At 57.6% G+C, this 13720-nt stretch carries 14 protein-coding genes; 11 read left to right on the forward strand and 3 right to left on the reverse strand.

Features of this window, described 5'->3' with window-relative positions; genetic code table 11:
- Positions 1-60: 60 nt before the first annotated feature.
- From M2119_RS04585 to rbfA, 6 genes are all read left to right on the forward strand, one after another.
- A complete protein-coding gene (locus M2119_RS04585; RefSeq protein WP_280803775.1) occupies positions 61-1314 on the forward strand; it encodes an MFS transporter in 1254 nt (417 codons plus the stop codon).
- A gap of 9 nt (positions 1315-1323) precedes the next feature.
- A complete protein-coding gene (locus M2119_RS04590) occupies positions 1324-3087 on the forward strand; it encodes a proline--tRNA ligase (protein ID WP_280803776.1) in 1764 nt (587 codons plus the stop codon).
- A gap of 126 nt (positions 3088-3213) precedes the next feature.
- Positions 3214-4302, forward strand: a complete 1089-nt coding sequence (gene nusA / locus M2119_RS04595) for a transcription termination factor NusA (protein WP_280803777.1) — start codon at positions 3214-3216, stop codon at positions 4300-4302.
- Between the two features lie 47 nt (positions 4303-4349).
- On the forward strand, positions 4350-4592 hold the full coding sequence (locus M2119_RS04600; RefSeq protein WP_280803778.1) for a YlxR family protein: 243 nt from the start codon (positions 4350-4352) through the stop codon (positions 4590-4592).
- A 93-nt stretch (positions 4593-4685) separates the two neighbouring features.
- Positions 4686-7412, forward strand: coding sequence for a translation initiation factor IF-2 (gene infB, locus M2119_RS04605; protein WP_280803779.1), 2727 nt, complete (start codon positions 4686-4688; stop codon positions 7410-7412).
- Between the two features lie 68 nt (positions 7413-7480).
- The gene (rbfA, locus tag M2119_RS04610) at positions 7481-7924 is read left to right on the forward strand and encodes a 30S ribosome-binding factor RbfA (RefSeq protein WP_280803780.1); all 444 of its coding nucleotides are present in this window, start codon (positions 7481-7483) and stop codon (positions 7922-7924) included.
- A gap of 57 nt (positions 7925-7981) precedes the next feature.
- Here rbfA and M2119_RS04615 read toward each other — a convergent pair whose 3' ends face one another.
- Genes M2119_RS04615 through M2119_RS04625 form a run of 3 tightly spaced genes read right to left on the reverse strand, consistent with a single transcriptional unit; the run spans position 7982 to position 10015 of the window.
- The gene (locus M2119_RS04615; RefSeq protein ID WP_280803781.1) at positions 7982-8260 is read right to left on the reverse strand and encodes a 2TM domain-containing protein; all 279 of its coding nucleotides are present in this window, start codon (positions 8258-8260) and stop codon (positions 7982-7984) included.
- 10 nt (positions 8261-8270) lie between these two features.
- Complete coding sequence (locus M2119_RS04620; RefSeq protein WP_432418514.1) at positions 8271-9140, reverse strand: A/G-specific adenine glycosylase; 870 nt, start codon at positions 9138-9140, stop codon at positions 8271-8273.
- A 29-nt stretch (positions 9141-9169) separates the two neighbouring features.
- On the reverse strand, positions 9170-10015 hold the full coding sequence (locus tag M2119_RS04625; RefSeq protein ID WP_280803783.1) for a carotenoid biosynthesis protein: 846 nt from the start codon (positions 10013-10015) through the stop codon (positions 9170-9172).
- Between the two features lie 125 nt (positions 10016-10140).
- Between M2119_RS04625 and truB the strand changes: the two genes are divergently transcribed.
- From truB to M2119_RS04650, 5 genes are read left to right on the forward strand one after another with little or no spacing between them, the layout of a single operon-like run.
- Positions 10141-11070 carry a tRNA pseudouridine(55) synthase TruB gene (gene truB, locus M2119_RS04630; RefSeq protein ID WP_280803784.1) on the forward strand — a complete coding sequence of 310 codons (930 nt, stop codon included), beginning with the start codon at positions 10141-10143 and terminating at the stop codon, positions 11068-11070.
- A 3-nt stretch (positions 11071-11073) separates the two neighbouring features.
- Positions 11074-11442, forward strand: coding sequence for a hypothetical protein (locus M2119_RS04635; RefSeq protein ID WP_280803785.1), 369 nt, complete (start codon positions 11074-11076; stop codon positions 11440-11442).
- Between the two features lie 22 nt (positions 11443-11464).
- Entirely contained in the window at positions 11465-11887 is a 423-nt protein-coding gene (locus M2119_RS04640; protein WP_280803786.1) for a hypothetical protein, read from the forward strand.
- The gene (locus M2119_RS04645; protein WP_348520941.1) at positions 11884-12825 is read left to right on the forward strand and encodes a bifunctional riboflavin kinase/FAD synthetase; all 942 of its coding nucleotides are present in this window, start codon (positions 11884-11886) and stop codon (positions 12823-12825) included. The genes M2119_RS04640 and M2119_RS04645 overlap by 4 nt, the downstream gene beginning before the upstream one ends.
- Entirely contained in the window at positions 12825-13691 is an 867-nt protein-coding gene (locus M2119_RS04650; protein WP_280803787.1) for a carbon-nitrogen hydrolase family protein, read from the forward strand. Before M2119_RS04645 ends, M2119_RS04650 begins: the two co-directional genes overlap by 1 nt.
- Positions 13692-13720: the final 29 nt, after the last annotated feature.

Here is a 13720-nt window from a genome sequence, read left to right on the forward strand (position 1 = left end):
CCGTGGGTGTCGTCATCTTTCGACGTATGAAATAAACCCCCGGGGGTATAGCCTCTAGTCGTGACCATTCTCGACTACGTCTCCATTCAGCGCCGTTCGCTCCGCGTTCTTGCGACCGGACAGGTCCTCGGCGGACTAGGAATGGGAGCGGCATTCTCTCTCGGGTCACTCCTGACGGCCGAGGTGGGAGGATCTCCCGCCTATGCCGGTCTGTCGGCCACCATGTCGACGTTGGGCACTGCACTTTTCGCTATTCCGTTGGCTCGCTTGGCAGGCCGTGTCGGTCGCCGTTACGCACTCGCAACCGGTGGAACCATTGGTCTGATCGGCGCCATCATGGTAATCGTGGCGGCCTCGGCTAACAGTCTGCCTTTCCTGTTGTTTGGAATGTTGGTTCTCGGCGCGGGTGGTGCAGTCAACCTGCAGACCCGCTTCGCGGCTGCCGACCTGGCCAAGCCTGAGACACGTGCTCGTGATCTCTCACTGGTGGTTTGGGCAACAACGATTGGCGTTGTTGCAGGCCCTAACTTGGTGGGTCCCGGTGATGCACTGGGTGAAACTCTGGGACTTCCGCCACTGACAGGTGCGTTTGCCCTGGCCGCTATTGCACAACTGTTTGCAGCGATTTTGTATCTGACGTCTTTACGTCCAGATCCACTTCTGGTGGCTCGGCAGCGTCAGGTCTCTGAAGGCGCTGTACAGGCGCCTGCCAAAAAAGGCTTTGGCGCTGCGCTGAAGATTCTTGCGGCAACGCCAGTTGCAGCCGTTGCTGTCTTTGCACTGGCCATGAGCCACGCCACCATGGTGGCAGTGATGGCCATGACCCCAGTGCACCTCGCCCTCCACGGCGTCATCATTCCCCTGATTGGGCTCACCATCAGCCTGCACACCGCAGGAATGTATGCGTTTTCTCCAATCTTTGGCTGGCTGGCAGACCGCTGGGGCCGAACCACAGTGATTTTGCTAGGGCAAGCCATCTTGCTCGCTTCCTTGCTCGTTAACTTCTCTGCCCCCGATTCCGTTCCTGCCGTGACTGTTGCTCTGGTACTTCTTGGCTTGGGATGGTCCGCAGCAACCGTGGCATCGAGCGCGCTGCTGACCGAATCGGTCGAACCCCAGGATCGAACCACGGTGCAAGGATTCTCCGACACGGTGATGAGCTTGGCTGGTGCCGGTGGTGGTGCGCTGGCAGGGCTAGTGCTGGCGGCAGTGGGGTACGGATTGCTCAACATCTGGACCATCTCGTTGGTGGTTCTGGTTGTTATTGCCGTGCTCTCACTCGGATGGCGCACGAAGCACCACGCCACCGCTTAAGATTGACGAGTGCCTACACGTCTCTCACACCTCTTTCTCCGTACACTGCGCGAAGACCCTGCTGAAGCAGAAGTAACCAGCCACAAGCTGTTGCTTCGTGCCGGCTACATTCGCCGTCAGGCACCTGGTGTCTTCGCCTGGTTGCCACTGGGTTTGCGGGTGAAAGCTAAGGTTGAGCAGATCATCCGTGAAGAGATGACGGCAGCTGGAGCGCAGGAAGTGCATTTCCCTGCGCTGCTGCCGAAGGAGCCCTACGAAGTCACCGGTCGCTGGACTGAGTATGGCGATGGAATCTTCCGCCTCAAAGACCGCAAAGATGCCGACTACCTCCTGGCACCCACCCACGAAGAGGTATTTACCCTTCTGGTCAAAGACCTCTATAACTCCTACAAAGACCTTCCCGTCTGCCTGTATCAAATCCAGGACAAGTACCGCGATGAGGCACGTCCTCGCGCAGGTCTCCTGCGTGGACGTGAATTCACCATGAAAGACGCCTACTCCTTCGACGTCACTGACGAAGGTCTGGCTCTGAGCTACCAAGCACAGCGAGATGCTTATGAGCGCATCTTCACCCGCCTGGGACTGGACTACGTCATCGTGAAGGCAGATGCCGGCGCAATGGGTGGCTCACGTTCAGAAGAATTCCTGCACCCCACCGAGGTTGGCGAAGATTCCTTCGTGCGCTCGGCAGGTGGGTACACCGCCAACATTGAAGCATTCACCACGATTGTTCCTGCCTCGATTCCTCTCGAAGGCCAGCCTGCGGCTCGTGTGTTCGATTCACCGAACACCCCTACGATTGACACTCTGGTTGATCACCTCAACGCGACCGAGCCTCGCACTGATGGCCGCCAGTGGGCCGCAGCCGACACTCTCAAGAACGTTGTGTTGGCACTGACCCACCTCGATGGCACCCGCGAGCTGATTTCGATTGGTCTCCCCGGTGATCGTGATGTGGAGCTCGCCCGCGTGGAAGTTGCCTTCTCGCCGGCTGCTGTGGAAGCAGCAACCGAAGAAGACTTTGCTAAAAACAAGACTCTCGTCAAGGGATACATCGGGCCCTGGTCTGACAAGGGTGCTGTGTTGGGCTCTGAAGGCACGTCGAAGATTCGCTACTTCGTCGACCCTCGCGTTGTCGACGGTTCTACCTGGGTGACCGGTGCAAACGTAGACCAGAAGCACGTTCTCAACGTGGTGGCTGGCCGTGACTTCATCGCTGATGGCGTGGTTGAAGCATCTGATGTTCGCGCAGGCGACCCTGCACCTGATGGTTCAGGACCCGTTGAGATTGCTCGCGGTATGGAAATCGGTCACGTGTTCCAGCTGGGACGCAAGTATGCCGAGGCACTGGGCCTCAAGGTCCTGGATGAAAACGGCAAGCTTGTCACCGTCACCATGGGGTCCTATGGCATTGGTGTGACGCGTATTCTTGCGGTCATCGCAGAAACCAACAACGACGAGAAGGGCCTGATCTGGCCTGCAAACGTCTCGCCGTTCGATATTCACGTCATTGCCACCGGCAAAGATGAGGAAGTTTTTGACGCTGCCGAGAAAATTGTGGCCGAGCTCGAAGCCGCTCGCTACGACGTTCTCTACGACGACCGTCCCAAGGTTTCCCCTGGGGTGAAGTTCGGCGATGCGGAACTGATCGGTGTTCCCACGATTGTGATCGTGGGTAAGGGACTCGCTGACGGTGTTGTGGAACTGTGGGATCGCCGCAGCAACGAGCGCACCAGCGTTCCCGTCGCTGATGTGCTCGCACACCTCAACTAACCACTTTTTAACATTGACCACGTTCCCAGTGGGGGAGCGCGGTTCCATCACGCCCGCAGGTCGGGTAACCTTGTAGTTCTGCGCCGGGAGGCGTGGGATTACAGGTGCGAATATAGGAGGCCCCCAGTGGACATCGATCTCAGAGTTTTGAAGCTCATGGAATCAGAGAAGGGTATTCCCTTTGACGAGCTGGTTGAAATTATCGAAGCAGCCATCCTCACCGCCTACCAGAAGCACATGATTCAGGCTGAGCCTCGTGTTGCGCCGGTGAAGAACCCGAAGAGCGCGACCGGTCTCGGTGGCGGTGCAGGTTCTGCAGACACTGACACTCCTCGTGCACCTCGCGTGGCACCTGAGCTTCCTGAAGCTCGAGTCGAGCTCGACCGCAAAACCGGTATCGTCACCATCTACGTTCCTGAGAAGGATGAAGAAGGCGTGCTCATCGGCGAATCTGTTGCCACCCCCGATGACTTTGGCCGCATTGCTGCGTTCGCCGCGAAGCAGGTTATCAACCAGCGTCTGCGCGACATCGCAGATGAGGCAGTCATTGGTGAATTCAAAGGTCGCGAAGGCGACATCGTCTCCGGTGTGATCCAGCAGGGCCAGAACCCTCGCATGGTCTTCATTGACCTTGGCACCGTGGAAGCAGTTATGCCTCCCGAAGAGCAGGTCCCTGGTGAAGATTACTCGCACGGCAACCGCATCCGCGTGTATGTCACTGCCGTGACCCGTGGAACCAAGGGCCCTCAGGTCACTGTTTCTCGCACTCACCCGCAGCTCGTGCGCAAGCTCTTCACCATGGAAGTTCCTGAAATTCAGAGCGGCTTGGTTGAAATCGTTGCCCTCGCCCGCGAAGCTGGCCACCGCACCAAGATTGCGGTCAAGGCAACCGACCCTGCAATCAACGCTAAGGGTGCCTGCATCGGTGAGCTCGGTCGACGCGTCCGCGCCGTGACCGAGGAGCTCAACGACGAGAAAATCGATATTGTCGACTTCTCGGCAGACCTCCCCACTTTCGTGTCGAACGCTCTGTCACCTGCCAAGGTGTCCAGTGCATTCGTTCTCGACGCTGCAACCAAGGCAGTTCGTGCCCTCGTTCCCGACTACCAGCTTTCGTTGGCAATCGGTAAGGAAGGTCAGAACGCTCGTCTGGCTGCAAAGCTCACCGGCGCCAAGATTGACATCCAGCCTGACTCCGTGATGGACGAAGACTAGGCAGCACCGCACGGCGGGGACCCCCGCCGAGGCGTTGCTGGGGTATCATGGAACCTGTAAGAACGTGCATCGGCTGCCGTCAACCCTCAGATAAGTCCGCTTTGTTGCGAGTTATCGCTGTTGATGGCCGTGTTGAACCTGATATTTCCGGTTCAGCGCCAGGTCGCGGTGCGTGGCTACACCCCACACCAGAGTGTTGCAATGATGCAGTGAAGCGCCGGGCTTTCGGCCGGGCACTTCGCACTGAAATTACTAACACTGACACCATCACACAAAGGCTGAACGGCTAATGGACAACTAATGAGCGGCTCGAAATGAGTTCCGTCCGTAAGTAATGGTCTGGTCCTGTTTTAACAGGGCTCAGGCCCTAAGACAGGAGAATTGTGGCTGCCAAACCACGCGTACACGAAGTTGCTGCCGAATACGGCATCGACAGCAAGCTTGCTCTAGCCAAGCTAAAAGATCTCGGTGAGTTCGTTAAAGGACCATCGTCAACCATTGAGCCTCCCGTAGCGCGCAAGCTACGTACCGCGCTTGAAGCAGAGGGCATGAAGCCCGTTCCTGCCGGAGAAGCAGCACCTGCTGCAAAGGCGCCTGCCAAGGCTGCTCCTGCTCCTGTAGCAGAAGCTCCTGCAGCACCCACTCCTGGCCCCGCAGCTCCTGCTGCGCCAGCTGCACCCGCAGCTGAGAAGCCTGCTCCTGCCGAAAAGGTAGAGAAGCCTGCAGCCGAGAGCGGCGACGCCGCACCGAAAGCTGCCGGTGGCACTCGCCCCGGTAACAACCCCTTCGCGTCGGCACAGGGAATGGGAACCCGCCCCGCGGGTGCTCCACGTCCCGGTAACAACCCCTTCGCGTCGGCTCAGGGCATGGGAACCCGCCCCGCTGGTTCGCCAAGCCCCGGCAGTATTCCTCGCCCCATGGCTCCTCGCCCCGGTGGTTCAGGCATGCCTCGACCCGGTGGTGCTGGTGGCGCTGGTCGTCCCGGCGGTCCCGGCCGTCCCGGTGGTGCAGGTGCTGGATTCCAGCGTCCCGCAGGCGGTGCTGGTGGCGGTTTCCGCCCCGGTGGCGCTGGTGCTGGTGCAGGTGCTGGAGCAGGCGCTCCCGCACGTCCCGGTTTTGGCCCTAACCGTCCCCCCGCAGGTGGCGGTGGCGGTCGTGGCCGTGGTCCCGGCGGTGGAACCGCTGGTGCGTTCGGTCGTGGCGGCGGAAAGTCCAAGGCACGTAAGTCGAAGCGGACGAAGAGAGCAGAATTCGAACTCCGCGAGGCACCGTCACTTGGTGGCGTGAGTGTTCCCCGTGGCGATGGCAACACTGTCATCTTGCTGCGCCGTGGTGCTTCGATTGCGGACTTCGCAGACAAGATCAATGCAACCCCCGGAAACCTCGTCACTGTGCTGTTCCACTTGGGTGAAATGGCCACGGCTACCGAGTCCATCGACGAGGCCACATTCCAGATCCTCGGTGAAGAGCTCGGCTTCAAGATTCAGATTGTTTCTCCTGAAGAAGAAGACCGAGAACTTCTCGACGCGTTCAACATCGACCTCGACCAAGAGCTCGAAGATGAAACCGATGAAGACCTTGAGATTCGTCCTCCTGTCGTCACCGTGATGGGTCACGTTGACCACGGTAAGACTCGTCTGCTCGATGCCATCCGCAAGACCAACGTCATCGCGGGTGAAGCGGGTGGAATCACCCAGCACATCGGTGCGTACCAGGTTCACGCCAACCACGAAGGCGTCGACCGTCTCATCACCTTCATTGACACCCCTGGTCACGAGGCGTTCACCGCTATGCGTGCTCGTGGTGCGCAGGTTACCGACATCGCAATCCTGGTGGTTGCAGCTGATGATGGCATCATGCCTCAGACCATTGAGGCACTGAACCACGCACAAGCTGCCGGCGTTCCTATCGTCGTCGCGGTCAACAAGGTGGACAAGCCGGATGCCAACCCTGCAAAGGTTCGTCAGCAGCTGACCGAATACAACTTGGTTGCCGAAGAATACGGTGGAGACGTCATGTTCGTTGACGTATCTGCACTCTCCGGCATGGGTGTGACGGAACTGCTTGACGCTGTTCTTCTCACTGCAGATGCAGGTCTTGATCTGCGTGCGAACCCCAACAAGGATGCTCGCGGTATCGCGATTGAAGCTCGTCTGGACAAGGGACGCGGTTCTGTTGCAACCGTGCTCATCGAGTCTGGAACGCTTCGCGTGGGTGACGCCATCGTGGCAGGTACTGCCTACGGTCGCGTTCGAGCCATGGTCGATGAGAACGGTGTGGCTGTTGCGGAAGCAACACCTTCACGTCCCGTTCAGGTTCAGGGTCTGTCCACGGTGCCTCGCGCCGGTGATACCTTCCTCGTTACCGAAGATGACCGTACTGCCCGTCAGATTGCCGAGAAGCGTGAGGCTGCTCAGCGTAACGCGCAGCTGGCGAAGGCTCGTAAGCGCATCTCGCTCGAAGACTTCACCAAGGCACTCGAAGATGGCAAGGTTGAGTCCCTCAACCTCATTATCAAGGGTGACGTTTCGGGTGCTGTGGAAGCGCTCGAAGAGTCCCTGCTCAAGATCGAGGTTGATGACAGCGTTCAGCTGCGCATCATCCACCGTGGTGTGGGTGCTGTCACGGAGAGCGATGTTAACCTCGCAACCGTTGATAACGCTGTCATCATCGGCTTCAACGTTCGTCCCGACACTAAGGCCCGTGAACGTGCCATGCGTGAAGGCGTCGACATCCGCTTCTACTCGGTTATCTACTCCGCACTCGAAGACATTGAGAACTCCCTCAAGGGCATGCTCAAGCCAGAGTTCGAAGAAGTTCAGTCCGGTGTTGCAGAGATCCGTGAAATCTTCCGCTCGAGCAAGTTCGGCAACATTGCCGGATGTATTGTTCGCAGCGGAACGATTACTCGTAACTCGAAGGCTCGCGTTATCCGTGAAGGTATCGTTATCGCCGATGGCCTGGCCATTGAGTCGCTGCGTCGCTTCAAGGACGATGCCACTGAAGTCAAGACAGACTTCGAATGTGGTATCGGTCTGGGTAAGTACAACGACATCCAGCTGGGTGACGAGATCGAGACCATCGAACTCAAGGAAAAGCCCCGCGTCTAAGTGCGCACGAGGGGTCATGCTGCAACAATCGCAGCAGGGCCCCTCTTCACTTCCAGTAAGGGAACATCATGGTTGATCACGCGAGAGCTCGTAAACTCGGTGAACTCATTAAGGTCATCGTCGCTCAGGCACTCGAGCGGGGTGTGATCAAGGACACCCGTTTAGGGTTCGTCACCATCACCGACGTTCGTATGACCGGTGACTTGCAGCACGCTTCCATCTTTTACACCGTCTATGGCACGGATGAAGAGCGTGAAGAAACTGCCGCAGCGCTCAAAGCCAACACAGGTCGTATTCGGGGCGAGGTGGGCCGTGGTCTCACCGTGCGTCTGACGCCGACCATCGAGTTCATTTTGGACGCTCTGCCTGACACGGCCAAGTCCATCGATGATCTCCTCGCCAAAGCACATGCTCAGGACGAAGAGGTGGAAGCTCTTGCCAAGAAGGCAGAGTATGCCGGCGATGCAGACCCCTATGTCAAGCCCCGTGAAGCTCACGAGGATGACGAGTAACTTCCATATTTAACGAATGTGAGGCCCGGATATTCCGGGCCTCACATTCGTTAAGTTCTAGGAATCTTTCTTCTTGAGTCGTTCTACTTCGGCGTCAACATCGCTTTCGGTAATGACGGTGGGCGTCTTGCCATAGGCCTCGATACCGGAGAACAGGGCACCAACGCCCATCCCGAAAATCACCCAGATGGGCCAAAAGTATTCCCCCGGGGACGTGATCAGCCAGATGGCGGAGGTGAGGGCGGATACTCCCAGCCAGGTCCACAGGTAACGCTTAAAATCGGCTTGTTTCTTGAGTCGTTTCTTCGCAATCACGCGAAGTTCTTCATCATTCATGTTTCACACACTACGCCGGCAGTTGGTAGCTGTCATCAGCGACAAGCTCGATGAGCCCATCACGGAGTAGTCCAGACACAGCGCGACCGAGTTGTGCTGAATCTGGCCAACATTCCTCAAGTTCTGTCGACGTCACCGTGTTGTCAGCTGCCCTGAGAACTGCCATCACGGCACCTCGGGCTTGACGGTCGCTACCCTCGTATTTCTTTTGCACGTTTTTCTTTGCCCCCACATGGTCGGGGTAGCCGGCATTTTTCCAGGCGCATGTACCGGAAATGGGGCATTTTTCACACTGAGGTTTCTTGGCCGTACACACCAGCGCACCAAGTTCCATCATCCCTGCATTAAAGGCGGGGGATAGCTCGGGGCTGGGCAACAGAGCACTCATATCCGCCAGGTCTTGTGAGGTTCGGGGCGGCCCTTGATCGGCGTTCCCGAGTGTGTGACGAGCGATCACGCGACGAATGTTGGTGTCCACCACAGGTTCGTGGGCGCCGAAGGCAAAGACAGCTATGGCACGTGCGGTGTAGGGGCCCACACCAGGCAGCTCCAGCAGTTGATCCACATCTGAGGGGACCTCACCGTTGTGTTTATCCACGATGGCGACCGCGCAGGCGTGTAGCCAGAGCGCCCTCCGGGGATAGCCCAAGTTGTCCCACGCTCGCACAGCATCACCTGCAGGTGATGCCGCGAGCGCGGCTGGGGTGGGCCAGCGTTTTAACCAGTCATTCAAGCGTGGAATCACGCGGGCGACCGGTGTTTGTTGCAGCATGAATTCAGAGACGAGTGAACCCCAGGGCGTGAATCCTGGCTGGCGCCAGGGCAGGTCTCTGCCCTCGGTCTCAAACCAGTCGATTATGTCCTGTTGCACGGGCTCCAGCGTAGAGGGTCTCGGGTAGGGCAGGGTCTTTATTCGTGTGTTTTCATATTGCGCAAGCTGAGTAGTCCCGCCAGCCAGAGAGGCACAACTGCAAAGAGTGCAACCCCAACCATGGCATTCGCAATGACCAGAGCATCGTGATCAAAGGCAGATCCCTGGACCAAGGGGGTCAAGGCGATAGTGAAGGGGAAGGTTCCATACAGGAGCACCCCTTGGAGCCAGAATCCGCGTGGCTTGGGTTCGGCAATCTTTGCCAGTGCCTTTGTGCGATTCAACAGGGCCTGAACGACGAGGAGGAAGGCGAGAGTTTCGAAGAACCAACCAAAGAAGTTATGAATAGGGATTCCGAAATAGGGGCCACCATCGCGCCAAATCCACTGCTGCAATACTGTCGCGTGCCAGGGATCGCTGGCCAGATCGAGAAGTGTCATGCCAAATGCGGCCATGACAGAGACACCAAAGAGCATCCAGCCGCGTGCCGCGACGGTGAGGCTGCCTCCGATGGAGCGAGCAATCATCAGTGAGGCATAGGCCATGGCGAAGTACTGGAACTGAATCAGGGGTGGGACTCCCAGAAGCAGTGGCCCCAGTGGTCCGTCGGGGTAGTAGTAATTACCAAATACAAGGCCCGTGGCAACACCGAGGGCTTCCCCCAAGAAGCTAATGACAACAACGGCCAGGAAAGACAGCCACGCAGTTTGTGCACCCGCCCAGCGGATGAAGTGCCACATCGCAAAGACCACCGGAACCATGCCAATGAGGAGAGTGACGGATCCGTTTGCACCAGCGGGAACGAAAGCCGCTGCGAATGAAATAGCGAGCAAAATCCAGAGGCCAACCGAATGGGGCACCTGGGGGCGTGTTGTCTGAGTCATCGTGATCCATCATCTGGAGTGGAAAGTGTTGACTCACTCTATAGCTCGGTGAATCCAGTGCACAGGACTTCACGCCTGGGGTGCGGAGTTCCTCACCGTGGAGGCACCACTGCGATAATTGCTCTATGGCTTCTTCGACTCCTTCGCCCAACGGCATTCTGTTGGTTGATAAGCCCCAAGGCTTCACCAGTCATGACGCGGTGGCCCGTGTCCGCCGTTCGGCAGGAACTCGCAAGGTCGGTCATGCGGGAACGCTCGATCCTATGGCTACCGGCTTGCTCATTATGGGCTTGGGGGCCTCGACGAGGCTCCTGACATTCATTGTGGGACTCAGCAAGGAATACATCGCCACGATACGTTTGGGCTCGTCCAGCACAACCGATGATGCCGAAGGCGAGTTGCTGGGCCATGCACCCGCCGCCCAGCTCCAGCTTGTTTCTGAAGATGCCATTGCTGCGGGGATCCTCACCTTGACGGGGGATATTGAGCAGGTGCCCAGCACGTTTAGTGCCATCAAGGTCGATGGCAAACGCGCCTACGACTTGGCTCGTTCGGGGGAACAGGTCGAGCTTAAATCCCGTGCGGTGTCGATTTATGCGTTTGAGATTCTCACTGTGGTTCGCGGCGAGGTGGATGGTCACGGTTTCATCGACATAGATGTTCGGGTGGAATGTTCCTCGGGAACCTATATCCGCGCATTGGCCCGGGACCTCGGTTTCAAGCTTGGTGTGGGCGGGCACCTCACAGCCTTGCGCCGGACACGCATTGGGAATTTCCACGTGCAGGATGCAGTCACCATTGAACAGCTGGAGTCAGCACCGGTGTTGATGACTCCAGCCGATGTTGCCCGCGGAATTTTCCCTGCAATAAACCTCAACGAGACGCAGGCACTGGAACTGAGTCAGGGGAAAAAAGTACGTTTGGATGGCTATCCGGATAGTGCCGATCCCGTGGCAGCTATTGGTCCAGAAGATAGGCTTGTGGGACTGATAACGGTGAAGAAACAGCTCTCCCGTGTTGTGGTGAATTTCCCCGCTGAGACTGAAAGTTCCTAAGGCATGATCGACTGGTTTACTGCCCTGCAGATAGGTGTTGCCGTCACCGGCGGCATTCTGGCCATTGTTCTGGGCGCCCTGGGACGTCGCCCCAGTGACCTCACCATGGCTTTCGCGGGAGTGGTGGCGTTGTTGCTTATTGTGCAGCTCGCCGTGACGATCGCAGGACCGCTCACCGGGAATACGCCCACCGGCAGCCTGTTTGAGTTCTACATCTACCTGATCAGTGCGATTTTCCTCCCTATTGGTGCCGGATTCTGGGCCCTCATTGATCGCAGCCGCTGGTCGACGATTATTTTGGGCGTCGCGCAACTGGCTGTGGCCGTCATGCTCTATCGCATGGGCCAGATCTGGTTTATTCAAGGCGCATAGCCAGAACTAGACTCGACACGTTATGTCTACGCCAACACCCACCGCTGTGAAGTCCCGCCGTTCTGGTGCTGGACGCATCCTCATTGCCGTGTATCTGGTGCTGGCATTAGCCGCGTTGGGGCGTTCTTTCTACCAACTGGTGGCCAAGTTTGATCAGGCGCCTGTGGCATACACGCTCTCTGCTGTGGCAGCAGTGGTCTATATCCTCGCCACGATTGCCCTCATTGCCCCTGGTGCCACCTGGTATCGCGTAGCCCGGGTCACTATCTGGTTTGAACTCATTGGCGTGCTGACCGTGGGAGTGCTGAGCTTGATTGTGCCCAGCATGTTTGCCCACCCGTCGGTGTGGTCGTACTTTGGCCTGGGGTATCTCCTCATTCCTCTAGCACTGCCCATCTGGGGTTTGCTGTGGCTGCGCACACATCCTGAACATGGCGGGGCATGATGCAACGCTGGTGGACTTTAGAAGATGTCCCCGTGCAGTGGGGACCTACTGCGGTCACGATTGGCAAGTTCAATGCCATTCACGTGGGCCACAACGAAATCTTGCGCCAGCTGGTGGAACTCTCAGAACATCGCGGGCTGCAGCCCACGGTCATTACCTTTGACCGCCACCCCTCCAAGTTGTTGGCACCCGATAAAACCCCGGCAGATATTCTCTCCATCACTGATCGCCTCAACATCTTGGAACAACAACACATTTCGGCTGCGATTGTGTTGCCCTTCACCCCAGAGCTTGCCTCGCTGAGCCCACGAGGTTTTGTCACCGATGTGTTACTGGGAAAGCTCCATGCTCAGGCAGTATTAGTAGGGCACGACTTCCGTTTCGGCAAGGGTGCTTCCGGAGATGTGACCACACTGACGGAATTAGGTAAAGAGCTAGGTTTTGATGTTGTGTTAATCGATGATGTTGCCCCAGAAAATGGCGTTCGCGCTTCGTCGTCATTGATTCGTGAACACATGGCAACAGGCGATGTTGCCGGTGCTGCCCGTCTACTCGGCCGCTTCCCTCGGGTGAGCGGTGAAGTCGTGCACGGATTCAAACGTGGCCGTGAGCTCGGATTCCCCACCGCCAACATGTCGCAAGAGTCGGTGGGTCTTATTCCTGCGGACGGTGTGTATGCCGGTTGGTTTATGGATGAGGGCCACCGCTACGCCTGTGCAATCTCTGTGGGAACAAACCCCACGTTCGAAGGTGTGACGCAACGCACAATTGAAGCTTTCTTGCTCGATCAGAAAATCGACCTCTACGGCCACCAGGTCAGTATCGACTTTGTCGATCACATTCGGGGCATGGTTGCTTTCGACGGCTTGGATGCCCTCATTGCGCAAATGAACAAAGATGTTCTGCGCACCCGTGAAGTTCTCGGTCTGGATTCCTAATGGCTGAAGAGTTCACCACACACAATGACGACCTGGGGGAATCCCAAGACATCGGGGGAGTCAAGGTTGCAGTTGCTCAGTTTGGTCCCGGGCCAAACGTGGCAGACAACATCAGCGTGATTAGTTCGCTTGTGCAGGCTGCCGCCCAAAACGGTGCCCGCCTGGTGATTCTGCCGGAGTATTCCTCCGTATTGGGCGGACGCCTTGGCGACTGGGTCACTGAATACGCCGAAAGCCTGCACGGCCCCTTCGTCGAAGCCATGGCCGAGCTTGCGGATGAGAACAACATCGGCATCGTGGTGGGCATGTTGGAGAAATCAGACAGCGCAGATGACACACGCCCCTACAACACGGCTATCGCCGTGTTGCCGGGCGCCGGTGTCGTCGCCCGTTATCGCAAGGTGCACATGTATGACGCCTTCGACGTGATCGAAAGTGACTGGATGCAATCGGGGGACCCTGCCGAAGAACCTCAGATGTTCACCATTGATAACCTCACCGTGGGCATGCAGACCTGTTTCGATCTGCGGTTCCCTGAAACCACTCGCCGCTTAGTCGATGCGGGCGCACACATGATTGCGCTTATTGCTGAATGGATTTCTGGCCCGAAAAAAGCTCACCACTGGGCAGCATTGACTTCTGCACGTGCCATTGAGAACACCGTCTATGTCGCAGCAGCTGACCAGATTCCTCCCATCGCTGTCGGAATGTCTCGTGTGATCTCACCATTGGGTGAAACCCTCATCGATATGGGCCAGCAAATGGGTGTTTCTATTGCCACCGTGAACGTGCAGGCAGTGGAAGACGCTCGCGCAACGAATCCTTCCTTGAAGCTTCGCCGTTATTCGGTCACAACACGCGACTAAAGCACCACCTCGGGCGTAGTGTGAAAGAC

Source organism: Aurantimicrobium minutum, from assembly GCF_029894165.1.
In the GTDB taxonomy this organism is placed as follows: domain Bacteria; phylum Actinomycetota; class Actinomycetes; order Actinomycetales; family Microbacteriaceae; genus Aurantimicrobium; species Aurantimicrobium minutum_A.